We start from the raw sequence: 23,562 nt of genomic DNA on the forward strand, positions 1-23,562 counted from the left end.
TGGCTGGTTCCTCAGAGGAGAGGTTGCCATAGATACTTGTATGGATATGGGTGGGAAATGGTGGGAACCCGGCCTTTGTCGGGACGCTACGAAGTTTCTCCTCAATTAGAGACGACCGTCCTCGACCATTTTTGTCGTTTGAAGTGCTTTAGACGTTCCCTGACAGCGGCCGTTGCCTTTGGCACAAGCGAGCGGTATTTCGGGGCCATGAAAGTAGTCTACAGTCTGGATTTCGCGAGAGAATACGAGCATCGACGCGATACCGAACTACACATTGGCATATATGCTACCCGTGAAGAGGCGGAGGCTGTGATAGTTGCTCTCCGCGACAAGCCCGGCTTTAGCGAGCATCCGGCAGGCTTCGACATTCACGAATGGAGGATCGGCCTCACAGGATGGGTGGAGGGTTTCGTCACAACATATGGATCGCCACCGAAAGATGCTGCTTCGGAGGCGTTCGACGTACCAGCATGGATAGATGTCAAAGAGTAGAACCGGATCGAGCGTCAGCTTTCTGCTTTATGAGAACCAAAACCTGCCAGTCCGTTTCCCACCCTTAGCGACCGTCCTCTTACCCCACCTTTGCCCGCTTTTTCGGTGCGGGTGGCGGTGGGGCGGCGAAGGTCAGGTCGCCTTCGCGCAGCTTGATCAATATGTCGGCCAGGAATTGCAGTAGGGTCTGTTCCATGCCCGCGTCGTTCCAGATGTCGCGGTTGAGGATCATGCCGCTCATCATCGCGGTCACGACCCGGCGGGAGCGGTTGAGCAGTTCGAGATCGTTGCTCCATTCGGGGAAGACGGCGAGCAGCTGGTCGCACCAGATGCGATCGTGGCGCTGCGCCTTGGGCACGAAGATGGCGCGCAATTCCTCGTCCGTGCGGGCGGCCATGGTGAGTTCCAGATAGGCCTTGTGCGGGCGGGAGAGGAATAATTCCCAGTCGAGCGCGATGCCGCTATTGTCGCTCTTGCGCTCCTGATCGGACAGGCCCCGGATCGCGCGGCCAAATTCCTCCATATGGCAGTAGAAGGCATAGTCGATGACGGATTCGATCAGATCCTGCCGCGTGGCATAATGATGCAGCATGGCCCCGCGCGACACCTTCGCCTGCTTGGCGATCAGGCGATTGGTGGTGCGCGCATAGCCAAGGTCGGCGAGGCAATCGATCGCGGCTTCCAATATGGTGACGCGGGTGTCGGCGCTCTTGCGCTGCTGCAACCCGGCATCGGCCCGCACCATGCCGACCGGCTCCAGTTCCGACAGGTCAACCAGCTTCACTTCGGGCATTCGCTTTTCGCCTCTTCGCGCCATCACATGCCGACAATATTCAACGCGCCGGGGAATAAGACAAGCGCCACCGTTGCCGGCGGCGCTTGTTTGAGGTGATAATTATAACGCGCGCGGCTTTTTAGCGCGTCAATTCTGCGGGCGATTCGATCAGGGCGGTGAGTTCCGCGAGGAATTTTGCGCCCACGGCGCCGTCGATGGCGCGATGGTCGCAGGACAGCGAAAGCTGGATGCGCGTGCTGAACTGAAGGGCATGACTGGCCGCGCCGGCACATTGGCGACCCGCGCCCACGGCCAGGATCGCGCCCTGCGGCGGATTGATGATGGCGTCGAACGTGTCGATGCCGAACATGCCAAGGTTACTGATCGAGAAACTGCCGCCCTGAAATTCGTCCGGCGACAATTTGCCGGCGCGGGCGCGCTCGGCCAACGCCTTCACCTCGGCAGAGATGGCGGCGACGCTCTTGGTATCGGCAGCGCGTATGATCGGCGTCAGCAGGCCCTTGTCGGTTGCGACGGCCACCGCCACGTCGGCATGGCCGAACTGATGGATTTCGTCGCCATGCACCTGCACATTGATGTCGGGATGACGGACCAGCGCCAGCGCGCAGGCGCGCACCAGATAATCGTTGATCGAAGGGGCCGCCCCGGTCGCTCGTTTGGCCTGTTCCCGCATCGCCAGCAGCGCATCAATGGCTGCGCTGTTGCGCAGATAGAAATGCGGGATGGTGGATTTGGAGAGGGTGAGTTGCTTCGCGATCGCCTTGCGCATGGGGGACATCTTCACCACGCGCACGCCGTCGCCGGGGATGGGCGGCGGGGTTGCCGGAGCGGAGGCGACGGGCTGCGGCGGGAGGGCAGGCGCGGGTGGAGCGACATGCTGAAGCACGTCCGCCTTGCCGATGCGGCCGCGCGGGCCGGTGCCGTTGACGGAGGCGAGGTCGATATTGTTGGCCGCCGCGACGCGCTTGGCGAGCGGGGAGGCAAAATAGCCGTCCATGCCCGCGACCGGCGTGATGGAGACAGGTGCGCCACCGGGCAGCGGCTGCACGGGCTTGCCGGCCTGATCGACATCCTGAAGCGTGATGCGGCCATCGCGGCCCGAGCCGGCGATGGCGGATACATCTATGCCATTGCTGCGCGCAAGTTGTGCCGCGCCGGGGCTGATGATGTTCGAATCCGTGGGGACGGCGACCGCAGCGGGGGCGGGCGCTGGTTCGGGTTCCGCCGCCGGGGCAGGGGTGGGCGCGCCGCCGGGCCCGCCGAAGCCGGCGATGAAGCTGTCCACCGCCGCCGCATCGGCGGGCGCATCGGCGAAGACGGCGAGCAGGGCGCCGACCGGATAGGTTTCGCCGGGCTGCGCGATCAGGCGGCAGACGGTGGCGTCATATTCCGCCTCGACCTCATTGGTGATCTTGTCCGTTTCGATCAGGGTCAGCAACTGGCCCTTGGAGAAGGTCGCTCCTTCGGCGACTTCCCAATTGGCGATGACGCCTTCTTCCATTTCGATGCCCCATTTGGGCATGGTGAATGCGCGCAGCTTGCTCATGGCGCGTCCTTTCAGCGGTAAGAGAGGGCGGCGCGCACGGCCGCGTCGATGCGGGCGGCGGACGGCAGATAGGCCTGCTCCAGCTCCGGCGCGAAGGGCACGGGGCTGTGCGGCGGCGTGACCATCTGGATCGGGGCCTTGAGCGCGGCAAATGCCTTTTGCGCGACGAGGGCCGAAATGTCGGTGGCCAGGCCGCAACGGGGCGGGTTTTCGTCCACCACGATCAGACGGCCGGTCAGTTCGACGGAATCGAGGATCGCTTCTTCATCCAGCGGGCTGGTGGTGCGCAGATCGAGCAGGTCGCAACTGATGCCTTCCTTCGCCAGCGCGTCGGCGGCTTTCTCCGCCACGCCGACCAGCTGGCCGCAGGTGACGATGGTAGCGTGCTCGCCTTCTCGAACGGAGCGGGCGTGGCCGAAGGGGATGAGATATTCCTCCTCCGGCACTTCACCCTTGGTCGCGTAGAGCGCCTTGGGTTCGAAGAAGAGGACCGGATCATCGTCGCGGATTGCGGTAGCCAGCAGGCCCTTTGCCTCGGCGGGGGTGGAAGGGATCACCACCTTCAGGCCCGGAATGGCGGTCATCATCGCATAGGCGGCCTGGCTATGCTGCGGCCCGGCGTTGCGGCCCGCGCCATAGGCGACGCGGATGACGGCGGGGCAGGTCGTCTTGCCGCCGAACATGTAGCGGAACTTCGCCATCTGATTCCAGATCTGGTCCAGACACACGCCGATGAAGTCGGCGAACATCAGTTCGGCGACCGGGCGCTTGCCGGCCAGCGCCGCGCCGGCGGCCGCGCCGATGATCGCGCTCTCGGAAATGGGCGTGTCGATCACCCGGTCCGCGCCGAACTTGGCGTAGAGGCCCGCCGTCGTCTTCCAGATGCCGCCGATCGCTTCGGGGCCGCCGGCCGTGCCCATGCCGCCAACCAGATCTTCGCCCAAGCAAATGACGTTGGGGTCGCGTTCCATCTCCTGATGGAGGGTGAGGTTGATCGCCTCACGCAGCTGCATTCTTGCCATCTTGCCTACCCTCTTCAGTAATTCACATAGACGTCTTTGAGGACGTCATCAGGCGAAGGCTTGGGCGCGGCGCGCGCCTCAGCCACCGCTTCGTCGATTAGGGCCAGCACCTCGGCATCCAGCGTATCGAGGTCTGCGCCTTCCAGCAGCTTAGCCTCCGTAACCTTGGTCCGGAATATCTTGAGGCAGTCGCGTTCTTCGCGGATGCGGTCCAGTTCGCCGGGGCCGCGATAGCGTTGCGGATCGCCCTCGAAATGGCCGAAGAAGCGCTCGGTATCGAGTTCCACGGCCGCCGGGCCGTTGCCCGCGCGGCAATAGTCGATGACCTCGCGCATCAGTTCATGCGTCTCGAAAAAGTCGCAGCCATTGCCGCGCCACACCTTCATGCCGAAGGCTTCGGCCCGGCTGGCTATGTCGCCTGCGGTGCCGACCGCATAATCGGGGCCGGTATGTTCGGAATAATGATTATTTTCGAACAGGAAGATGACCGGGGCCTTCAGCACCACGGCCATGTTCATCGCCTCGAACGTCGTGCCCTGGTTGCAGGCGCCGTCGCCGGAGAAGGCGATGGAGACGCCGCCCTTGCCGTCGAGCTTGGCGGATATGCCCGCGCCGACCGCGATCGGAGCGCCTGCGCCGACGATGCCGTTGGCGCCCAGCATGCCCTTGTCGACATCGGCAATGTGCATGGAGCCGCCCTTGCCCTTGCAGAGGCCGCCGGCGCGGCCGTAAATTTCCTGCATCATCCCCTTCACGTCGCATCCCTTGGCGATGCAATGGCCGTGGCCGCGATGGGTCGAGATGATATAATCGTCGTCGGTCAGATGTTCGCACACGCCGACGGCGACGGCCTCCTGACCGCTATACAGATGGGTGAAGCCGGCAATTTCGCCGGTCTGGATTTCCGCATGCAGGCGTTCCTCGAACTCGCGGATGACCTTCATCTGTCGATAGGCCTGCAACATGCGCTCGCGGCTGAGCTGCATTTTCACTCTCCTGTTCATGCCACGGACCCGGCGCCTGACGGCGGGCTATGGCTGCTTGATCGCAAGACGCGGGTGACTCCGCAAGCAAAAAAACACGTGTGCTAATTTTTTGCGAAACGGAGTGAAATCGCGGTGGTGGGTGTGGACGTGGCGGGTCGAAACATGTAATAACAAGCCATATGGATTGTTTTAGGGTGGCCATCAAGGTCGCTCGAACGAGAGAGGAGGTTCGCCATGGCGACGGCATTCGATACCCGGAAAGATACGGCAACGGCCGAGGAGGAACGGGCCATCCGCGAAGATCTGGCGGCCTGCTATCGTCTGGCGCACATGCATCGCATGACCGATCTGATCGCGACTCATATTTCCGCGCGTCTGCCGGGTGATGAGGAGCGGATTTTGATCAATCCCTTCGGCAGCCTGTTCAACGAAGTGAATGCCAGCAATCTGGTGGAAGTGACGCTGGAAGGCGAAGTGCGGTCCGAGGGCGGGGTGATCAACCCGGCGGGCTATCTGATCCACAGCACCATTCATGCCGCGCGCGAGGATGTGGTGTGCGTGATGCATACCCATACGGCGGCGGGCGTCGCGGTTTCGGCGCAGGAACATGGCCTGTTGCCGATCAGCCAGCAGGCTTTGGTGGTCGGCCGTCGCGTCGCCTATCATGATTATGAAGGCGTCGCGCTGATCGAAGCGGAGCGTGAGACGCTCAAGCGCGATCTGGCTGACAAGGATGTGCTGATCCTGCGCAATCACGGCCTGCTGACGGTCGGGCGCACGGTGGGCGAGGCCTTCTGGCTGATGATGCAGACCCAGCGTGCGTGCGAAATCCAGATCGCGGCGCTGAGCGGCGGCACGCCCGTCCGCCTGCTGAGCGATGAGTTGCAGGATCTGGTCCATAGCCAGGTCTATAATTATGGCGGCCAGCCCAATGGATCGATGGACTGGATTGCGCTGCGGCGGGAACTGGACCGTAGCTGCCCCGATTATCGCGACTGATCGGGATGGCATCGATGGACGCGGTGACGGCATTGCGGGAGCCGGTGCTCTTCTATCTGGAGCATCTGGATGTCGCGGATCATTTTCACCCCTTCTGCACGCTGGTTCCCAGAAGCGGCATTCCTGACCTGTCCGCCTATGCCAGGGCGGACGGGCGCGGGATGCGCGCCATCGTGACTGCGGGCGGTGCGCCGATGGAGGAGGCGATCTGGGATTTGCCTGACCTTGGCCTGATTGCCTGTCTGGGCGCGGGCTATGATGGCATCGATCTTGATCGGGCGCGGGCACGCGGGGTGCGGGTGACGGTGGGGCTGGGCGTCAATGACGAAGATGTGGCGGATATGGCGATGGGCCTGCTGCTCGCCGCCATCCGTCAAATTCCCAGGGCGGACCGACTGGTGCGCGACGGCGCCTGGACGGGGCGTCTGCTGTTGCCGCAAGTGCCTTCGCTGTCGCGGATGCGGTGCGGCATCGTGGGGTTGGGCGCGATCGGCAGCGCGATCGGGCGTCGGCTGGGCGGCTTTGGGTCGACCGTGTCCTGGTGGGGGCCGCGCGACAAGCCGGATGCGCCATGGCCCCGCGCTGCGTCGCTCAGGCAACTGGCGCAGGACAGCGATGCCCTGATCATCGCGGCGCCGGCGACGGCGGATACGCAGGGCATGATCGACGCGGACATATTGGCGGCGCTGGGGCCGCGCGGCTATCTGGTTAATATCTCGCGCGGCGCATTGGTCGATGAAGTCGCGCTGCTGGCCGCGCTGGAGACGGGCGGAATCGCCGGGGCGGGGCTGGACGTGTTTGTTGATGAACCGCATGACGGCGCGCGCTGGAAGCATCTCGATACGATCGTCATGACGCCCCATGTCGGCGCATGGGCCGAACGCGCGATGGAGGAGGCCAAGCGTCGGTGCGCGCTGAATGTGGAGGCTTTCCTGCGCGGAGAGCCGCTGCTGAGCGCTATCGTTTAAAAGCGCTTTTCCAGGAAGGTCAGGGTTTCCTGCTCCACGCAGTCGTCGATCATGGCGCGCAGGGCGGGATAGTCCGGGTCCGCGCGATAGGCGGCGAAGGCATTGGAAAAATGCGCATAGTCGTCCAGTTCCCAAAGATCGACGATGGTGTTCAGGCGGCCGACGCGCTGTTCGTAACAGCCCATCAGCCGCCAGCCGGCGCCATCCTGAAGGATCGGCACCAGCCGATCGCGGATGATGTCGAACATGGCCGTCATCTTGCCGGGGCGCACATGGATCACGGACTGCATCAGGATCATGATACGCCCCTTCAGGCCACCGACAGGGGCGATCCCAATGTCGCGCGATGACCGGCATATTGCTTTATATGGCGCGCCGCGCCGCCATAGATCGCCTCGATCGCCAGCAGACGCTTGAAATAATGGCCCACGACCAGTTCGTCGGTCGTGCCGATGCCGCCATGGATCTGAACGGCATTCTGGGCGACCATGCGACCGGCGATGGCCGTGCGGGCCTTGCAGGCGGCGGCGGCGGCGGACCGCTCGACCGGATCGCCGTCCAACTTCAGCGCCGCGAGCAGCGCCATGGAGCGGGCGAGTTCGCCCTCCACATACATGTCGGCCATCTTGTGCTGAATGACCTGAAACTGTGCGATCGCCTTGCCGAACTGGGTGCGCTGGCCGGCGAAATCGACCGTGATGGCGATCAGCGCGCTGACGATGCCGGTGATTTCCGCGCCCAAAGCCGCCAATATGGCGTCATGAACGGCCAGAAGCAGGTCGGCGGCGTCGCGCGCGATCAGGGCGGCGTCCGGTAGCAGCATGTCCGTTTTCAGGGCACTGGCCATCGTGCCGTCGATCAGCGGCAGGTTGGTCCAGATAAGTCCGGCCGCATCGCACGGCGTTAGTGCCAGCGCGCTTTTGCCATCGGGCATCATGGCGCTGAGGATGACATGCGTCGCCCCGGCGGCGGCCGTCACGATCGACGCATCGCCGGTCAGGCGCCAGCCCTCGCCATCGGGCGTCAGCAGGCGATTGCCGTTGCCGGGCGCGCCCTGCGCGTCGGACAGCGCGATCGCGACCCGTGCGTCACCGGCAATGACATCGCCGACCAGCGGCGACAGCGGCGCGCGCGGGGCGGCGTCCAGGCCGTTCACCACCGCGCCAAAGGCGACCACCGACGACAGGAAAGGTTCGGCGGCGAGGCCCCTGCCCAGCGCTTCCATGACGACCATGATGTCGAGCGGGCCAAGCCCCACGCCGCCCTGATCTTCGGCGAAAGGCAGGCCGGTTATGCCCAGTTCCTGCGCAAAGGCCTGCCAAAGATCGACCGGCCATGCGTCGCGGGCCAGCACATGGCGCCGCTTTTCATAATCGAAATTCTCGGTCAGGTAGCGGCCGACCAGATCGGCCAGCATTTCCTGCGATTCGCCCAATATGGCCATATCCTGTCCCCCCTGACCGTCAGATGCCCAGCGCCGCTTTGGCCAATATGCTGCGCTGGATTTCGCTGGTGCCGCCGAACACGGTCATGGCACGCGCGTTGAGATAACGGGCCGTCGGCACAGCGGCATAAGCCGGGCCGATCACCGGGCCGCGCCCTTCCAGCGCGGCGCGCTGGTCGATGGCGGCGGCGGGGCCGAGCACGTCCATGGCGAGTTCGGTCGCCTTCTGGAACAGGGTGGCGGCCACCAGCTTGAAGGTCGATGCAGCGGCATCCCCCACGGTCTGCCCGGCTTCACTGGCGGCGATGCTGCGAAACTGCGTCATTTCCAGCGCCATGAGTTCAATCTCTATTTCGGCGCGGCGTTTGATGAATTCGGGCTCCCGGAACCGCTCGGCGTCCGCGCCCTGCGCCATCGCCTCCGCCTCATAGAGGCGGCGCATCACGCGGGCGACGCGCCCGCCGGCCGCGCCGCCGCCGCGTTCGAATTCCAGCAGATATTTGGCGATCCGCCAGCCCTCATTCTCCGGCCCGACCCGGTTCGATACGGGGATGCGGACATCGTCGAAGAAGAGCTGGTTCACCTCATGCTCGCCCGACATGGACAGGATCGGCCGGACGGTGATGCCCGGCGTGTCCATGGGCGCCAGCAGGAAGCTGATGCCTGCCCCCCGGCGCGAAGCCGGGTCGGTGCGCACCAGCAGGAAAATCCAGTTGGCATATTGGGCGTGGGTGGTCCAGATTTTGGTGCCATTGACGACATAGTCGTCGCCGTCCCGCGCGGCGGCGCAGCGCAGGGCACTGAGATCCGATCCCGCCTGCGGTTCCGAATAGCCCTGGCACCAGAAATGGTCGCCCGACAGGATGCGCGGCAGGAAATAGTCCTTCTGCGCCTGCGTGCCATGGCCGATCAGGACGGGACCGCACATTTGCAGGCCCATCGCCGGCAATGTCGGCGCGCCGGCATTGGCGCATTCATGTTCGAACACCATGCGCTGCATCGGCGACCATCCCGGCCCGCCATATTCGCTCGGCCATGCCGGCGCGATCCAGCCGCGCCTGTACAATATGTCATGCCATTGCCGGGCGACGTCCCCTTCAGAGAAGACGCCCGCCTGTCCCGCTGCGGCTGCGCGCAGTTCCGGGCTTAGCGACGCGTCCAGAAAGGCGCGGACCTCATCCCGAAAAGCTTTCAGATTCTCCTGGGCGACAGGATCGTTCATCGCCATTTTCCTGTTTTCATGCTTGGATGATAGACAGGCTTTTCAAAAAGCGCAACGCGCAATAATAATGTCGAATATCGAATGTGGGAGATGATGATGAAAATATGCAACGCGTACGCATGGAGCGGAAAATGACCGGGCGGGCGATCGAGTGCCTCTTCATCGTGGGCGGGGCCTGGCATGACATGGATTTCGCCCGGCTGGAGATGCTGAAGCTGCTGGCGGAAAATCCCGACATTCGCACGCGGGTTTTTGAGGATTATCCCGAGCCGGCGGTCATTGCGCAGGCCGACTTCATCCTGACCTACACCTGCGATCGGGTGCCGCAAGGGGCGGCGCGACAGCAGGCGCTGCGGGAGTTTGTGGAGCGAGGCGGGCGCTGGTTCGCGCTGCACGGCACCAATTCCATCCTGCGCTTTATCGAGGGCGGCACGGTGACGACGCCGGATGAGGCGCCCGACTTCATGGCATTGCTGGGGACGCAGTTCATCGGCCACCCGCCGATCGATCGCTATCGTGTCGAGGTGGTCGATGCTGCCCATCCTCTGGTGCGGGGCATCGAGTCGTTCGAGACGGTGGATGAGCTGTATCTCAGCCGCCCCTGCGCGCCGATCGAAACGCTGCTCGATTGCCATTATGATGGCGGTCCGCTGGGCAGTTTTCGCCAGACGCCGCAGGAAGCGGGGCGTCACCCGGTCTTCTATCTGCGCCATCTGGGGCAGGGGGCGGTGCTCTATCTGACGCTTGGCCATTGCCGGGGGCCGCATGACATGCGTCCGCTGATGGACAAGTGGCCCAGCGTCGACCGCTGCTCCTGGGAGGAGCCGATTTTCTACGAATTGTTACGGCGCGGTCTAGCCTGGGCGAGTGCTGCATGATGGGAGAGGGGACGATGACCGGACTGGCGCAACTGGGAAAGGTGATGCAGATCGCCTATGTCCCCGCGGATTTCGACGGCGCGCTGCGCTTCTGGACGCAGGTGATGGGGGTCGGGCCTTTCTTCCTTCAGCCCAACCTGTCGCCGCCGGGCAGCTATCATAGGGGGCAACCGACCGATGCGGTCTTTTCCATCGCCATCGCCTATTGGGGCGATGTGCAGGTGGAACTGGTGCAGCAGCATAATGACGGCCCCTCCATCTACAAGGAATGGCGCGATGCGGGCCATGAAGGCATGCACCATAGCTGCATATTGGTGGATGACATCGCCGAGGCGCAACGCGCGGCCGAAGCGGCGGGCGGCGTGATTGCGCAGGAAATAAGGGGGCAGGGCTGGGGGGTATTCTACGCCGACATGGGCGGCGGACCCGGCACGATGATCGAGGTGATGCAGGCCAGCGCGGCGACGCTGGAGCGGTTCGCCATCATGAAACAGGCGTCGATCGGCTGGGATGGTAGCGATCCGGTGCGGCGTTTCGGCTAGGAGTCTGTTTGGGAATGCGCCTCTGGCGCATCCGCACCGGCCCTCACCCCCACCCGGCCACCCAACAGGGTACCATATGTGGGCGGTCGGGTGGGGGTGAGGGCCGGTGCGGCTAAAAATGCGCTCTTTCGCGCATTTTTCAAACGGTCTCAAATCGGGTGTCCCCCGCGCCTCAGGGCACTTCGGCGCGGGGGAAGGGGGCGCGAGGGAAGGCGGCGCGAGGGAAGGCGGCTTACCAATTATGCTGCATGATGCTGGCAAGGCGCCGGTGGAAATGCTGGAGCGCGATTTCGTTGCGACCGAGGGTGCTGGCAAAACCCTCCGGCGCCCAGTTGAGATTCGCCTGGCCATCGGCTGAGACGCTATAGTCCTCCGTCGAAATCACATGGTCGATGAAGGCGTGCATCTCCTTCCAGCGGTCCACTTCCTCCGCGCGGACGGTGTGGGCGGGCTGGTAGGTGCTGTGCAGCGAATAGCATTTGTCGGGCGTCTCGCCCGGAAAGACGCGGGATATGCCGTAAAATTGCCCGCCGCCCTTCATGCTGTTCACGTTGATCGAGACATTGGGGAACAGCATGTAGAGGCCGCCATAATCGCTATGGGGCCATTGTTCTTCGGGCTGGTCGGCATAGGCCATGAATTCCTCGCGCGGGAAGCCAAGGCGGGAATGGCCATTGTCGAACTTGTCATAGACCATGATGTTGCTCATCGCGAGCGCGCCGATCGTGGTCGGGTGCAGCGAGGCGAAATGATAGCTTTCGCCATAGGTGTCGTAGGCATATTTCCAGTTGGCGTCGCAATCGAGCCGGCTGGAGGCGACGGGCCGTGCCTTGTCCAGTTCCAGCGCGGCCAGCTCGTCGCCAAAGTCGTCCAGATGGTCCGCCACGTCGATCGGCGCCCCATTAGGGGTGCCGCGCACGAAGATCAGCCCCTTCCATTCCGCAACGGGAATGGGGATGAGGCCGAGGTCGGCCTTTTCGATCCCTTCAAAGCCTTCCTTGCCCGGCAGGCCGATCAACTTGCCGGTCAGGTCATAGGTCCAGGCGTGGAAGCGGCAGGTCATGCGGCTGCGTTTGGTGCATTCCGTCACCAGCTTGGCCGCGCGATGCATGCACATGTTGAGGAAGGCGTTGACCTTCCCCTCCTTGTCGCGGGTGATGAGGATCGACGGGCCGAGCGCGTCGAAGAGCATCATGTTGCCGGGTTCTGGAATATCCAGCGACAGGCCCGCCAGGATCGGCGTCTCGCGGAACAGCGTCTTCCTTTCCCGTTCGAAATAAACGGGATCGGTATAGACGCGCGGGTCGATCCGCATCGGCGCGACGTCGAGGTCGGTCGTCTTGCTGCGCATCTTGTCCAGCGTCCGCTTGCGCAGGCCGTAATGGGACTGCGTCCGGGCGGCTGTTGCGTCCGCATCCGGCTCGACGAGGGGGGGCAGGGTGGCGATGTCGTCAGCCATGGGCCTTGTCCTTGGAATTAAGATGCCACGTCGAAAAATTCGGCGCTGGGTACGCGGTTCTCGTCATAGATCGGGCCGTGCACATCGACGCGGAACTTGCGGCTCTGCGCCACGATCGGGCCGCGCGAGCGCAACTGCTTGCCCATGTCGGTATAGGCCGGATTGAGGAAATGGGCGGCCAGTTCCTCCTCGCTCGTCCAGCGTTCGAACACGTTGACGCGGCCGGGGACATAGGGGTCGTGCGACCAGGTGTAGATTTCGCAGCCCGGCTCCTCCAGCGCGGCTTCGATCAGCGGCTTTGCCTCGTCGATGATGTCGCGGGCATGTTCGGGCGGAAGGTCCATCTGCGCCCAGATAAGTACGGTAGCCATTATGTGATTTCCCTTGGGTTGAAACTGCGGGAGGCGAACATCCAGCGGCCGTCGCGGCGCACCAGTTCATCCTCGTAAATGCCGGCTTGGACGCGGGTGGGACCGTCCACCGGCGTCAGATGCTCGAACGTGTGGGTGCGCAACGTGGCCTTGTCCCCCTGCACGTTCATTGCGCCGGGGAAGGCCATGAAGGCGAGGTTGGCATAGCCGGCCATGGCGCGGGTCCAGGTGGCGACGATGGTGTCGCGGCCACTCAATTCCCGGCCGGCGAAGCGCCACACGGCGTCTAGCGCCCAGCAGGCGCTCCATGCGTCGGCGTCGCGCATGACGACGGCGTCGCCATAGCTGTCGATCAATTCGCGGATGAGCAGCCTGTCCTGATCCGGCCCTGCGAACATCCTCTTCTCCTTATGCTTTGTCGGGGCCAACATAGTATCAGTCCCGGCGATAAAAAAGTCCAGATGGATTGTTTTTTAAACGCCCAGCTGGTCGGCGACGGCCCGGCGCATCGGCGCGCGGCCCAGCCAACAGAACAGCGCGGCCAGCAATGTGGTGACGGCGGCGAACAGCGCCATGCTATGGCCCAGCATCGCTTCGTCCCGGAACAGCCGGTCGGTGAAGGTTGCGACCACGATCGGCCCCAATATGGTCCCCAGCACGCTCAGCACGATCATGTAGACGGCCGTCGCCTTGCCGCGCAGGCGGCCGGGCGTCGCGATCTGGAGGGCGGCCGGGCCGATGCTGGAAAAGGCCATGATCAGGAAATAGGCCAGGTTGAACAGGATGATCATCCCGACCGCGCTGTCGACCATATAAGCCGCGACGCCCACCGGGCAGGCGAGCAGGCACATGACGCAGAAATAGACCAGATGGGCGTCATGCCGGCCACGGCTGAAGATGCGGTCGACCGCCCAGCCATGGAACCACATGCCGACCAGCGCGGAAACCACCTGCGTCAGGCCGATCCAGAAACCGATCTGCGCCAGCGGCATGGCGAAATGGCGCGCCAGATAGGCCGAGTTCCAGCTTTGCAGGCCGACCACGAAGCCCATGACCATTGCGAAGGCCAGATTATGCATCAGGTAGAAGCCGGAATGGCGGCGGAATTGCCGGCCCAGTTCGCCGAAGGTCGCTGCATCGGTCGTCGCTGTCGCAGGCTTGTGCCGTGGCGCTTCGGGAAAGGCCCAGACGAGGAAGGCGAGCAGCAGGCCGGGAATGCCGGTGATGACGAAGGCCGCCTGCCAGCCCGCCAGCGTGCCGACGAGGGGGAGCGTCACATCGCCGAAGCTGGCGACCAGTGCGATGACCGCGCCGCCCAGCATGAAGGAGGTGCCGCTGCCCAGATTGCCGCCCAGGTTGAAGATGGACATGGGCAGGGTCAGCTTTGACGGCGGAAAGAAATCCGAAATCAGGCTGTAGGCGGACGGGTTGATCGTCGCCTCGGCGCCGCCGACGACCGCGCGGGCGCCCAGCAACTGGCCGAAGGTCCGGCTGAGGCCAGACCCCATCGCGGCCATGCTCCACATCAGCACGCCGACGAACAGGATGGCGCGACGGCTGACCCGATCGACCAGCCAGCCGATTGGCAGGCTCATCACCATGAAGGCCAGGCCGAAGGCGAGGCCGGGGATCAGGCTGACCTGCGAATCGGTGAGGTGAAGGTCCGCCTTGATAAGGGGGATGAGGAGGGCGGCGACCTGACGGTCCAGCGTGCCGAACCAGTAAAGCGCGGTCAGTACCGCAACGGCGCGCCAACCGGCGCTGGCGGGCGGGTAGGCCTGATCCTGAAGGGATTGCCCGCTGCTGTTCATCTTCATCCTCACCTCGACCCGATCACCCCCGCTCATGAGGATGTTTTCAGGCTGATCATGATAGAGGTTTCGCTGCCCAAGTCAAATTATCGCACGCGTTATATCGTTGAATAACGCCGAGGGTGGCGGCGGCATGTTTTTTGCTGCTTTGAAATTTGTATGTTGTGATATTTTATATAGGGTCGCGCCCATATAAAGAGCGTGAGGAGGATGAAGGATGCGGCGTTTGCGACAGCTTTGGATGGCGGGTGCGGCTGTTGCGGCGACGGCATCCGGGCATCCATCGGCTGCGCAGCAGCAACAGGCTACGCGCGCACCGTTGGATCGCACCGTGCTGCCGATTGCGCCCCATGATTTTGCCGGCAAGGTCGGTCTGACCGCTACGACATCCGTTCAGGACTGGCCCGTGCCCGTCACTGCGCCGGCTGGTGCGCCCAATATTCTGCTCATCATGACGGATGATGTCGGATTTGGCGCCAGCTCGGCATTTGGCGGTCCCATTCCGACGCCGCATCTGGATGCGCTGGCGCGCAGCGGCGCCCGTTACAATAATTTCAATACGACGGCGATGTGCTCCCCAACGCGGGCGGCGCTGCTGACCGGGCGGAACAGCCATGCCGTGGGTTCGGGGGGCATCACCGATGTCGCCACCGGCTATCCCGGCTATAATAGCGTCATCCCCCGTTCGGCGGCGACTGTCGCCCGCATCCTGCGCGACAATGGTTACAACACGGCGATGTTCGGCAAGCATCATAATATCCCGCGGTGGGAGGCTTCGCTGTCCGGACCGTTCGATCATTGGCCTACGGGGCTGGGCTTTGAATATTTCTACGGCTTCATCATCGGGGACACGAACCAGTGGCATCCCCGCTTGTTCCGCAACACGATTTCGGTCGATAACGCGCCTGATCCCCGCCTGCTTGACCAGCGATTGGCGGATGATGCGATCCATTGGGTCCATCAGCAAAAGGCATCATCGCCCGACAAGCCCTTCTTCCTCTATTATGCAACCGGCACCGGCCATGGCCCGCATCAGGCGCCGGCGGAATGGATCGCCCGGTTCAAGGGTAAATTCGACAAGGGATGGGACAGGCAGCGGGAAGACACTTTTGCCCGGCAGAAGCGCGAGGGTGTCATTCCTGCAAATGCTATGCTCACGCCGCGCCCCGGCGAAATCCCGGCATGGGATAGCCTGACGCGGCAGCAGCAACGCCTATATGCCCGTTATATGGAGGTGTTCGCCGCCATGATCGCCTATCAAGATGATCAGATCGGGCGGGTGATCGATGAACTGCGGCGCATGGGCCAGTTGGACAACACCATGGTCGTGTTTATCGAAGGCGACAACGGATCGAGTGGCGAAGGCGGGCTGACCGGGACGTTCAACGAGATCGGTCATCACAAGAACGGCCTGTCTGGCCGACGCACGACCCAAGAGGATATTCAATATCTCGATTTGATGGGCGGTCCCCATAGCTATCCGCTCTATCCCGCGCCCTGGGGCTGGGCGATGGATACGCCCTTTCGATGGATGAAGCAGATGGCGTCGCATCTGGGCGGCGTGCGCAACGGACTGGTGGTGAACTGGCCGGGCCATGTTGCGCAAGCTGGTACAGTGCGGACGCAATTCGCCCATGTCAGCGACATCACGCCTACCCTGTTGGAGGCGGCGCATGTCCCCGCGCCACGGATGGTCGACGGCGTGCTGCAGCAACCCATGACGGGCAGGAGCATCAGCTACAGTTTTGCCCATGGAACGGCGGCTGAGCCGCCGCGGACGCAATATTTCGAAATGCTGGGCAGTCGGGGCCTCTACAAGGATGGCTGGTTCGCCAATAACATCCCCAAGCGCGTGCCATGGAAAAATGTGGCGCCCGATGGCGACGCCTGGAGCAGCTATGGTTGGGAATTATACGACCTTAGGAAAGATTACAGCCAGTCCCGCAATCTGGCCGCATCCAACCCGGCGAAGGTCGAGGAGATGAAGCAGGCCTTTCTGGAGCAGGCCAGGGCCAATCAGGTGCTGCCACTTGATGATGCACTGACCCCGGCGCGGCTCAATGCCGCCCGGACGCATTATGAGGAGAAGCGGGCCAGCTACACCTATTGGGGAGGCGACATCAGCGTGGCGGAGGATATGGCGCCGCATTTTGCCGGGCGATCCTTCCTTGTCACGGCGGATGTGGAACTGGCCAGCGATTGGGCGAACGGACCGCTGCTGGCGAGGGGGAGCTGGTTTGGCGGATGGAGTTTCTACCTGAAGGACGGGGTGCCTATGGTTGTCAGCGCGCTATCGGAGCGTCCGGAGGACCAGTTTGTCGCACGCGGCAACACGCCGCTTCGGGCTGGCCCTGCCCGGCTGGAATTTCGCTTTACATCATATGGCCCGCAGAAGCAGGCGGGCGGGCATATGTGCCTTGTCGCTAATGGTGCTGGCCAGGGCTGCGCGGACTTCGCCCATACGCCGTCTGTGGATGCGGGGCAGGGCGAAACCATGGACATCGGCAAGGACAGCGGTGCCCCCGTGACGGCCGAGTATGGCGAAGGGGACAATTTTCAGGGTCGTATCAAAAAGGTGACGATCACATTTCCGGATCAGAGCGGGCACTGACGCGCAGGACGGGGCGAGTCGGAGACATGTGGCGGCCTTCGGCAGTGGCTTTTTTACTACAGGGTTATAAATAAACCATTTTATATCAATGGGATGGCGTGATGGATAAACGGTAAGTCACAAAAAATATAACGAGTATCATGAACTTCCATTTTTCACCTTGTCCGCTCCGTCGAGAGGGCGTAAGAAAATAACACGGGTAATCCAATAAGAGTGTGAACCCTGTTCTCTGGGGAGGATGTATGAAAACTGTTAATCGTGCTCAGGCTATGGGCGCTGTTTCCCTGCTCGCAATGTCGCTGTGGTTGCCCAATGTCGCTGCGGCGCAGGACCAGGTGACGCCGGTGCAGGAAACCGCGCCGCAGGACAGCGCGCCCGTGACCACCAACGACATCGTCGTGACCGGCACGCGCCTGCAAAATGCCGGCTTCGACGCGCCGACCCCCGTGAGCGTCGTGACGGCTGAACAGATTCAGCGCGCCGCCCCCGCAACCATTTCCGACTATGTGAATCAGATTCCGGCCCTGTCGGGATCCAACACGCCGCGCACCAACAAGGCGCTGATCGGCAATGGTCTGGCCGGCGCCAACATCCTCAACCTGCGCAATCTGGGCGTATCGCGCACGCTGGTGCTGATGAATGGCAAGCGCGTGACGCCGACCACGCTGACCGGCGGCGTCGACGTCAACACCCTGCCCAATGCGCTGGTGAAACGGGTCGACATCGTAACCGGCGGCGCTTCGGCGGCCTGGGGTTCGGACGCAGTCGCCGGCGTGGTGAACTTCGTCCTCGATACCGATTATGAAGGGCTGAAGGGCAATTTCCAGTCGGGCATATCGACCGAGGGAGATGCCAGCAACCTGACCGGCGCGCTGAGTTTCGGCACGAAGTTTGCGGACGGGAAAGGCCATTTCATCGTCAGCGGCCAATATACCCGCAACGGCGCCGCCACCTATGGCAGCCGGGACTGGTTCAAGGGCTATAAGATCGTCAATAATCCGCTGGCGGGACAGCCCGGCCAGACCACTTATCTGGCTGCGCCATGGTCTGCGCAGCTGGCCAATGACACGGGTCTGATCGCCAGCGGGCCTCTGGCAGGCTATTATTTCAACGCGACCGGCGGCCTTGCCGGAACCGATTTTCCGCTGACCAGCGTGGCGACGGGCCGGACGTTCGCTTTTGGCGACAAGGCGGTCTTCGATCGCCTGTATGATCAGGCGCCGTTGACGGAATCGAGCATGCCGACGTCGCAAAAGTCGATCTATGCGCGGACATCCTACGATCTGACCGACACGATCAACGCTTATGTCGAAGGTTCCTACGCCACGTCCAAGGCCGAGACGCGCGGCGCCAACTATGGCCGCAGCGGTGCGACGACGGCGACGGTTTCCGTTGATAACTTCTATCTGCCGACGGAAGTGCGCGATGCGATGATCGCCAATAATCTGACGACCATCCCGCTGAGCATCCAGAACACCAAGATGGGCAATATCGTCATCGCCAACAGCCGCAAAAATTATCGCGGCCTGATGGGGGTGGATGGCAGCTTTGGCGACAGCTGGAAATGGGGCCTGTCCTACCAATATGGCCGGGTGGATTCAAAGATCCGGGCGTCCGGCATGCCGCGGCCCGATCAATATGCGCTGGCCATCGATGCCGTCGCCAATCCGGCCAACCCGTCACAGGCCATTTGTCGGTCGACCCTGACCAGTCCGAACAATGGTTGCGTGGCGATCAATCCGTTCGGGTCGCAGCCGGTCAGTGCAGCGGCGCTGGCCAATGTCGTGGGCGTCGCGGCGCAGGATCTGCGTTATGAACAGCAGGTGGCGGCAGCCAATATCGCGGGCAATCTGTTCGAACTGCCGGCCGGCGACCTCAGCTTTGCGGCTGGCGCGGAATGGCGGCAGGAAAAGGCGCATGCCACCGCCGATCCGATTTCCCAGTTCGGCATCCCGAACGCCAATGGCACGGTGACGCCGGGCTTCTGGGCCGGCAATTTCAAGGGGTTCGACGGCAAGATCAACGTCAAGGAACTCTATGCCGAAGTCGGCATTCCGGTGTTCAAGGACAGCGCGGTCGGCAAGTCGCTCGACCTCAATCTGGCGGGACGCCTGACCGATTACAGCACCAGCGGTTCGGTCAAGACCTGGAAGGCGGGCTTCCGCTACGAGCCGATCGATGGGCTGGAATTCCGCGTGACCCGGTCGCGTGACATTCGCGCGCCCAATTTGCAGGAACTGTTCCAGGTCGGCTCCATCACCAATACGCTGGTCAACGATCCGCAAAATGGCAATACGCCGATCCGCGCCTTCGCCACGGTGGCGGGCAACCGCGCCCTGCAACCGGAAAATGCCGATACTTTGACGGCGGGCGTCGTGTTCCGGCCATCCTTCCTGCGGGGCTTCCGCGCGTCGGTCGATTATTATGACATCAAGATCAAGGATGCGATCGCGACCAATTCGGCGCAGCAGATCGTGGATCGTTGTCAGGCGGGGGATGCGCAATATTGCGCGGCCATCACCCGCAACAGCGCCAACCAGATCACCGGCATCAGCCTCCAGCCGTTCAATGCGTTGCAGGAGCAGGCGCGCGGCGTCGACGTGGAGGTCAGCTACACCATGCCGGTGGCGTCGGGCACGCTCGACCTGCGGGTGCTGGCCAACTATGTCGATCGCCTGAACATCGTGCTCCCCACCTCTGTCGTGACCCGTGCGGGTGAAGTGGGCAATAATAGCGGCGCGGCGGAAGGCGTGCCCCACTGGCGCGGCACCGCGACGGCGACCTATGACACCAGCGCCTTTACCGCGCAGTTGCGTGGCCGCCTGATCGGGTCGGCCGTGTTCGACGATGCCTGGGGACCGACCGTTATCGACAAGCGCACGGTGCCGACCATCGTCTATCTGGACGCCTATCTGGGCATCAAGGCGAACGCCATCGCGCCCAAGGGCGAATTCTTCCTGGCGGTGGACAATCTGCTCAACCAGGATCCGCCGGTCGTGGTTCAGCTGGACGCGTCCAATACGCAGGCGTCGGGCACCAATCCCTTCCTCTATGACGTGATCGGCACGACGATCCGGGCGGGCTTCCGTTTCGAATTTTAAGGAGGTTCGGGGCGGGTGGCCATGGTCTGGCCGCCCGTCGCCTTATTATCAGTTTGCCATTATGGTCGCGACGGCGCAGGGCCATCCGGGAAACCGGATGGCCCTGTCTTTCATGCAGCACATCATGGCCGCAGTGGCAGATCGTCCACTGTCGGTTGCGTGTCCGGCACCCGGACCGCGATCATCCCGTCTGTCACACGGACCGGGAAAGTCCGGATCGGCAGATAGCCGCTGCCAGCCGACCGGCAACTGCCCGTCGCCAGATCAAATTGTGCGCCATGCAGCGGGCAGATCAGGAAATCCCGCCTGACCCGCGCATCGTCCAGCGGAGCGGCGGCATGGCTGCACCGATTGAGCAGCGCATGCACCTGGTCTGCCGTGCGCACCACTATGATCGGCCAGTGCCGCACGACAAAGGCATGGACGCGGCCCGGTACAAGTGCGTCTTGCGCGATCAGCGGAATATATCCGTCGGGGTCGGATGCGTCTGGATGCACTGAGGAATTTCGGGGCGGAAGGCCGGATCAGCCGGCTTCCACCGCATCCGGCGGACTGAGCACAGGCTTGGGAAATTCCGGCAATTCGCCGGTTCGCGCGATTTCCTCCAGCATCTGATTGGCTCTGGCCTGCGTCTGGCCGCGGGTCACGCCTGACGCCAGGGACAGCATCGACGTGATAAGGTGCCGCAGATAGGCTTCATCTGCAATTCGGCCACAGGCCCAGTCATTGATTGCCGCATATTCGATATTGGCAAAGCTGCCGCCCACTTCCTCCAGTTTCACCCAGGGTTGCAATTCGCCATCCTGCGCGACGCGGTCCAGCCACTGGCGCAGGTTCAGGAACACCATGTCGCGCAGGGCATTCCAGACATCCCTGCTGGTATTGGGCGAAAAATAGATGGACGTGACCGCCTGCGTATAATTGCGCGCCTTGAGGTTCCGCCGATTGACCGACATCAGCCGATCCACGATCCCGTCGATCGTGTCGGCCGATGTGCGGTATCGGATGTAGCTGTTGACGCCTTCATATGTCTCGCGAATGGCGAGCGCGATCAGCCGGTCCTTGCTATGAAAGGCATTGTATAGCGTGCGCTGGGCGACATCGGCGCGCTTGCACAGGGTGCGGATGCTGAACTTGTCGATGCCGTCCTCGGCGATCATCCGGCGCGTTTCCTGCAAAATGCGCTGGCGCCGTTCCTGAATCAGGCTGCTTGAATAAATCAGCTGCTTTTCCGGATGGGGGGCGAGTATCTCTCCGTTCAACGTCCTGACCTGTCTCTTTCCTGGCCGGCCCGCGCCGGTGCATTTACAATGTGAGCACTATTTTGCCGAACTGGCTGCCATTTTCCAGATATTCGTGCGCGTGCTGCGCATTTTCCAGCGGAAAGATTCGATCAATCGGGGGGCGAACAAGGCCAGACCGCACCCATGGCCATACGACATCTTCGATCGCGCGCGTTAATCGGGCCTTTTCGTCGGCCGGGCGCGCCCGAAGCGTGGAGCCGGTAATGGTCAGTCGCTTGAACAGAAGCGGCATCAGGTCGAGCATCACTTTGCCGCCGTCCAGCAGGGCGATCTGCGCCAGCCGGCCATCGGGCTTCAATGCCGCGATATTGCCTTCGAAATAGGAGCCGCCGGCGATGTCCAGCACGACATCGGCGCCGCCTGCATCGGTGACAACCGCAGCAAAATCCTGGGTGGTTACGTCGATCACGATGTCGGCGCCGACCTGTGCCGCCTTCTGCGCCTTCTCGCTGCCCCGGCAGGTAGCGATGACGCGGGCGCCCGCCGCTTTCGCCATCTGGATGGCGGTCACGCCAATGCCGCTGTTGCCGCCATGGATCAGCGCCGTTTCGCCAGCCGTCAGCCGCCCTTTTTCAAACAGATTGGCCCATACGGTGAAAATCGTTTCCGGCAGGCCCGCCGCCTGTTCGAAACTCATGTCGTCGGGAATGGGCAGGGCGTGGCGGGCGTCGACAATGGCATAGCCGGCATAGCCGCCGCCGGGCAGCAGCGCGGTCACGCGATCGCCAATGGCCCAGCGCGCGGCCCTTTCACCCAGAGCCGCGACTTCGCCGGCGACTTCCAGCCCGATGACCGGGGACGCGCCGGGCGGGGGCGGATAATTGCCCTCCCGCTGGGAAATATCGGGGCGGTTCACGCCCGCAGCACGCACGCGGATCAGGATTTCACCGGCGGCCGGGGTGGGGCGGGCCACCTGTTCCTCGAACAGGGCGCTGGCGGGGCCGGTTCCGCCCTGAACGCCGATTGCGCGCATCATCTGTGTATCTGTCATGCATGGCAGCTTAGTATCACGCGTGGCGCTGCGCAATCCGGCGTCGTCGTCCAGATGCAAAATATATTACGCGATATAATTTATTGACGGTGACGCATCGGCGGCCTACTCCGCAAGTGCAGAACAGCGCCGTGGGCGCGCATCGACCGGAGATGAAGCGATGGACCTGGGTTTGAAGGGCAAGAAAGTTATTCTGACCGGCGGCAGCCGCGGACTTGGTCGCGCCGCGCTGGACCTGTTCGCGCAGGAAGGATGCGATGTCGCCTTTTTCTCGCGTTCGGCCGATCAGGTGGCGGAAACCGTCGCCGCGCTCCAGCAGCATGGCGGCAAGGTTTTCGGCGAAGCGTTCAGCCTGGACGATCTGGATGCGTATAGGGCCTGGCTGGTCAAGGCGGCTGGCGAACTGGGCGGCGTCGACATCTTCGTGCATAATGTCAGCGCGTCGGGCGCGGGCGTGGGCAGCGACTGGAACGCCACGCTGCAACTCGACATCATGGGCGCGGTCGCCGGTTTCGAGGCGCTCGATCCCTATCTGGAAGCGTCCGATGCAGCGTCCGTCATCCTGATGTCGTCGACGGCGGCGCTGGAAACCTTTCTGTCGGCCAATGCCTTCAACGCGCTCAAGGCGGCGTTGATCACCTATGCCAAGCAGCAGTCGCAGGCCTTGGGGGCGAAGGGCATTCGCGTGAATACGGTGTCGCCCGGTCCCATTTCCTTCCCCGGCGGCAATTGGGAAAAGATCAGGGGCGTGCGGCCGGAACTCTATGACGCCACCGCCGCCAAGATGGTCGGCAATCGCTTCGGCACGGCCGAGGAAGTGGCGCGCAGCATCGTCTTTCTGGCCAGCCCCGCCTCTTCGCATACGACCGGCATCAATCTGGTGGTCGATGGCGGCTACACCAAGCGCGTGCAGTTCTAAACGCTATCCTGTCCGTTCGGAAAAGGGGCGCTCCGCCAGTTGGGTGGAGCGCCCCTTTTGCTGTCAGAGTCTGTTTGAGAATGCGCCATCCGGCGCATTC

Annotated in this window: 22 protein-coding genes; 8 read left to right on the forward strand and 14 right to left on the reverse strand. The window is 63.0% G+C overall.

Annotated elements, in window-relative coordinates:
* Positions 1-207: 207 nt before the first annotated feature.
* Positions 208-492: a hypothetical protein gene (locus tag ACFOKF_RS19330; RefSeq protein ID WP_380798011.1), complete on the forward strand. Its 285-nt coding sequence runs from the start codon at positions 208-210 to the stop codon at positions 490-492.
* A 79-nt stretch (positions 493-571) separates the two neighbouring features.
* Here ACFOKF_RS19330 and ACFOKF_RS19335 read toward each other — a convergent pair whose 3' ends face one another.
* The 4 genes from ACFOKF_RS19335 to ACFOKF_RS19350 all read right to left on the reverse strand — a co-directional run bounded on the left by ACFOKF_RS19335 (position 572) and on the right by ACFOKF_RS19350 (position 4,842).
* A complete protein-coding gene (locus ACFOKF_RS19335) occupies positions 572-1,285 on the reverse strand; it encodes a TetR/AcrR family transcriptional regulator (protein WP_380798012.1) in 714 nt (237 codons plus the stop codon).
* 121 nt (positions 1,286-1,406) lie between these two features.
* Positions 1,407-2,834, reverse strand: a complete 1,428-nt coding sequence (locus tag ACFOKF_RS19340) for a dihydrolipoamide acetyltransferase family protein (protein ID WP_380798013.1) — start codon at positions 2,832-2,834, stop codon at positions 1,407-1,409.
* A gap of 11 nt (positions 2,835-2,845) precedes the next feature.
* On the reverse strand, positions 2,846-3,856 hold the full coding sequence (locus ACFOKF_RS19345; protein ID WP_380798014.1) for an alpha-ketoacid dehydrogenase subunit beta: 1,011 nt from the start codon (positions 3,854-3,856) through the stop codon (positions 2,846-2,848).
* 14 nt (positions 3,857-3,870) lie between these two features.
* Complete coding sequence (locus ACFOKF_RS19350; protein ID WP_380798016.1) at positions 3,871-4,842, reverse strand: thiamine pyrophosphate-dependent dehydrogenase E1 component subunit alpha; 972 nt, start codon at positions 4,840-4,842, stop codon at positions 3,871-3,873.
* A 234-nt stretch (positions 4,843-5,076) separates the two neighbouring features.
* Between ACFOKF_RS19350 and ACFOKF_RS19355 the strand changes: the two genes are divergently transcribed.
* Entirely contained in the window at positions 5,077-5,841 is a 765-nt protein-coding gene (locus ACFOKF_RS19355) for a class II aldolase/adducin family protein (protein WP_380798018.1), read from the forward strand.
* Between the two features lie 5 nt (positions 5,842-5,846).
* Entirely contained in the window at positions 5,847-6,809 is a 963-nt protein-coding gene (locus tag ACFOKF_RS19360; RefSeq protein WP_380798020.1) for an NAD(P)-dependent oxidoreductase, read from the forward strand.
* Here the strand turns inward: ACFOKF_RS19360 and ACFOKF_RS19365 are convergent.
* The 3 genes from ACFOKF_RS19365 to ACFOKF_RS19375 are packed head-to-tail and all read right to left on the reverse strand — an operon-like array spanning position 6,806 to position 9,475.
* Positions 6,806-7,108, reverse strand: a complete 303-nt coding sequence (locus tag ACFOKF_RS19365; protein ID WP_380798021.1) for an NIPSNAP family protein — start codon at positions 7,106-7,108, stop codon at positions 6,806-6,808. The genes ACFOKF_RS19360 and ACFOKF_RS19365 overlap by 4 nt on opposite strands.
* An 11-nt stretch (positions 7,109-7,119) precedes the next feature.
* Entirely contained in the window at positions 7,120-8,253 is a 1,134-nt protein-coding gene (locus ACFOKF_RS19370) for an acyl-CoA dehydrogenase family protein (RefSeq protein WP_380798023.1), read from the reverse strand.
* Between the two features lie 19 nt (positions 8,254-8,272).
* Complete coding sequence (locus tag ACFOKF_RS19375; RefSeq protein ID WP_380798024.1) at positions 8,273-9,475, reverse strand: acyl-CoA dehydrogenase family protein; 1,203 nt, start codon at positions 9,473-9,475, stop codon at positions 8,273-8,275.
* A 131-nt stretch (positions 9,476-9,606) separates the two neighbouring features.
* Here ACFOKF_RS19375 and ACFOKF_RS19380 point away from each other — a divergent pair, with 131 nt between their 5' ends.
* Together ACFOKF_RS19380 and ACFOKF_RS19385 are read left to right on the forward strand one after the other, a co-directional pair.
* Positions 9,607-10,353: a ThuA domain-containing protein gene (locus ACFOKF_RS19380; RefSeq protein ID WP_380798025.1), complete on the forward strand. Its 747-nt coding sequence runs from the start codon at positions 9,607-9,609 to the stop codon at positions 10,351-10,353.
* Positions 10,354-10,367: 14 nt separating this feature from the next.
* The gene (locus ACFOKF_RS19385; protein WP_380798026.1) at positions 10,368-10,895 is read left to right on the forward strand and encodes a VOC family protein; all 528 of its coding nucleotides are present in this window, start codon (positions 10,368-10,370) and stop codon (positions 10,893-10,895) included.
* A 232-nt stretch (positions 10,896-11,127) separates the two neighbouring features.
* Here ACFOKF_RS19385 and ACFOKF_RS19390 read toward each other — a convergent pair whose 3' ends face one another.
* From ACFOKF_RS19390 to ACFOKF_RS19405, 4 genes are all read right to left on the reverse strand, one after another.
* Entirely contained in the window at positions 11,128-12,354 is a 1,227-nt protein-coding gene (locus tag ACFOKF_RS19390; protein WP_380798027.1) for an aromatic ring-hydroxylating oxygenase subunit alpha, read from the reverse strand.
* Between the two features lie 17 nt (positions 12,355-12,371).
* Positions 12,372-12,725, reverse strand: a complete 354-nt coding sequence (locus ACFOKF_RS19395; protein ID WP_380798029.1) for a putative quinol monooxygenase — start codon at positions 12,723-12,725, stop codon at positions 12,372-12,374.
* Positions 12,725-13,123, reverse strand: coding sequence for a nuclear transport factor 2 family protein (locus ACFOKF_RS19400; protein ID WP_380798030.1), 399 nt, complete (start codon positions 13,121-13,123; stop codon positions 12,725-12,727). The genes ACFOKF_RS19395 and ACFOKF_RS19400 overlap by 1 nt, the downstream gene beginning before the upstream one ends.
* Before the next feature lie 75 nt (positions 13,124-13,198).
* The gene (locus ACFOKF_RS19405) at positions 13,199-14,572 is read right to left on the reverse strand and encodes an MFS transporter (RefSeq protein WP_380798031.1); all 1,374 of its coding nucleotides are present in this window, start codon (positions 14,570-14,572) and stop codon (positions 13,199-13,201) included.
* A gap of 181 nt (positions 14,573-14,753) precedes the next feature.
* Here ACFOKF_RS19405 and ACFOKF_RS19410 point away from each other — a divergent pair, with 181 nt between their 5' ends.
* On the forward strand, positions 14,754-17,147 hold the full coding sequence (locus ACFOKF_RS19410; RefSeq protein ID WP_380798032.1) for an arylsulfatase: 2,394 nt from the start codon (positions 14,754-14,756) through the stop codon (positions 17,145-17,147).
* Positions 17,148-17,416: 269 nt separating this feature from the next.
* Positions 17,417-20,248 (forward strand): TonB-dependent receptor plug domain-containing protein, encoded by a 2,832-nt coding sequence (locus ACFOKF_RS19415; RefSeq protein ID WP_380798033.1) that lies wholly within the window; start codon positions 17,417-17,419, stop codon positions 20,246-20,248.
* Between the two features lie 122 nt (positions 20,249-20,370).
* On the opposite strand, the gene ACFOKF_RS19420 is transcribed toward ACFOKF_RS19415, so the two are convergent.
* From ACFOKF_RS19420 to ACFOKF_RS19430, 3 genes are read right to left on the reverse strand one after another with little or no spacing between them, the layout of a single operon-like run.
* Positions 20,371-20,745, reverse strand: coding sequence for a Rieske (2Fe-2S) protein (locus ACFOKF_RS19420; RefSeq protein ID WP_380798034.1), 375 nt, complete (start codon positions 20,743-20,745; stop codon positions 20,371-20,373).
* Between the two features lie 27 nt (positions 20,746-20,772).
* A complete protein-coding gene (locus tag ACFOKF_RS19425) occupies positions 20,773-21,510 on the reverse strand; it encodes a TetR/AcrR family transcriptional regulator (RefSeq protein WP_380798035.1) in 738 nt (245 codons plus the stop codon).
* Positions 21,511-21,553: 43 nt separating this feature from the next.
* A complete protein-coding gene (locus tag ACFOKF_RS19430; protein WP_380798036.1) occupies positions 21,554-22,528 on the reverse strand; it encodes an NAD(P)H-quinone oxidoreductase in 975 nt (324 codons plus the stop codon).
* 175 nt (positions 22,529-22,703) lie between these two features.
* Between ACFOKF_RS19430 and ACFOKF_RS19435 the strand changes: the two genes are divergently transcribed.
* A complete protein-coding gene (locus ACFOKF_RS19435; protein ID WP_380798037.1) occupies positions 22,704-23,462 on the forward strand; it encodes an SDR family NAD(P)-dependent oxidoreductase in 759 nt (252 codons plus the stop codon).
* Positions 23,463-23,562 lie beyond the last annotated feature (100 nt).

Source organism: Sphingobium rhizovicinum (genome assembly GCF_042647625.1).
In the GTDB taxonomy this organism is placed as follows: Bacteria; Pseudomonadota; Alphaproteobacteria; order Sphingomonadales; family Sphingomonadaceae; genus Sphingobium; species Sphingobium rhizovicinum.

Coding starts and splice junctions, on each gene's coding strand:
- ACFOKF_RS19330 (WP_380798011.1), top strand. CDS start 208: ATGAAAGTAGTCTACAGTCTGGATTTCGCGAGAGAATACGAGCATCGA.
- ACFOKF_RS19335 (WP_380798012.1), bottom strand. CDS start 1,285: ATGCCCGAAGTGAAGCTGGTTGACCTGTCGGAACTGGAGCCGGTCGGC.
- ACFOKF_RS19340 (WP_380798013.1), bottom strand. CDS start 2,834: ATGAGCAAGCTGCGCGCATTCACCATGCCCAAATGGGGCATCGAAATG.
- ACFOKF_RS19345 (WP_380798014.1), bottom strand. CDS start 3,856: ATGGCAAGAATGCAGCTGCGTGAGGCGATCAACCTCACCCTCCATCAG.
- ACFOKF_RS19350 (WP_380798016.1), bottom strand. CDS start 4,842: ATGCAGCTCAGCCGCGAGCGCATGTTGCAGGCCTATCGACAGATGAAG.
- ACFOKF_RS19355 (WP_380798018.1), top strand. CDS start 5,077: ATGGCGACGGCATTCGATACCCGGAAAGATACGGCAACGGCCGAGGAG.
- ACFOKF_RS19360 (WP_380798020.1), top strand. CDS start 5,847: ATGGCATCGATGGACGCGGTGACGGCATTGCGGGAGCCGGTGCTCTTC.
- ACFOKF_RS19365 (WP_380798021.1), bottom strand. CDS start 7,108: ATGATCCTGATGCAGTCCGTGATCCATGTGCGCCCCGGCAAGATGACG.
- ACFOKF_RS19370 (WP_380798023.1), bottom strand. CDS start 8,253: ATGGCCATATTGGGCGAATCGCAGGAAATGCTGGCCGATCTGGTCGGC.
- ACFOKF_RS19375 (WP_380798024.1), bottom strand. CDS start 9,475: ATGAACGATCCTGTCGCCCAGGAGAATCTGAAAGCTTTTCGGGATGAG.
- ACFOKF_RS19380 (WP_380798025.1), top strand. CDS start 9,607: ATGACCGGGCGGGCGATCGAGTGCCTCTTCATCGTGGGCGGGGCCTGG.
- ACFOKF_RS19385 (WP_380798026.1), top strand. CDS start 10,368: ATGACCGGACTGGCGCAACTGGGAAAGGTGATGCAGATCGCCTATGTC.
- ACFOKF_RS19390 (WP_380798027.1), bottom strand. CDS start 12,354: ATGGCTGACGACATCGCCACCCTGCCCCCCCTCGTCGAGCCGGATGCG.
- ACFOKF_RS19395 (WP_380798029.1), bottom strand. CDS start 12,725: ATGGCTACCGTACTTATCTGGGCGCAGATGGACCTTCCGCCCGAACAT.
- ACFOKF_RS19400 (WP_380798030.1), bottom strand. CDS start 13,123: ATGTTCGCAGGGCCGGATCAGGACAGGCTGCTCATCCGCGAATTGATC.
- ACFOKF_RS19405 (WP_380798031.1), bottom strand. CDS start 14,572: ATGAGCGGGGGTGATCGGGTCGAGGTGAGGATGAAGATGAACAGCAGC.
- ACFOKF_RS19410 (WP_380798032.1), top strand. CDS start 14,754: ATGCGGCGTTTGCGACAGCTTTGGATGGCGGGTGCGGCTGTTGCGGCG.
- ACFOKF_RS19415 (WP_380798033.1), top strand. CDS start 17,417: ATGGGCGCTGTTTCCCTGCTCGCAATGTCGCTGTGGTTGCCCAATGTC.
- ACFOKF_RS19430 (WP_380798036.1), bottom strand. CDS start 22,528: ATGATGCGCGCAATCGGCGTTCAGGGCGGAACCGGCCCCGCCAGCGCC.
- ACFOKF_RS19435 (WP_380798037.1), top strand. CDS start 22,704: ATGGACCTGGGTTTGAAGGGCAAGAAAGTTATTCTGACCGGCGGCAGC.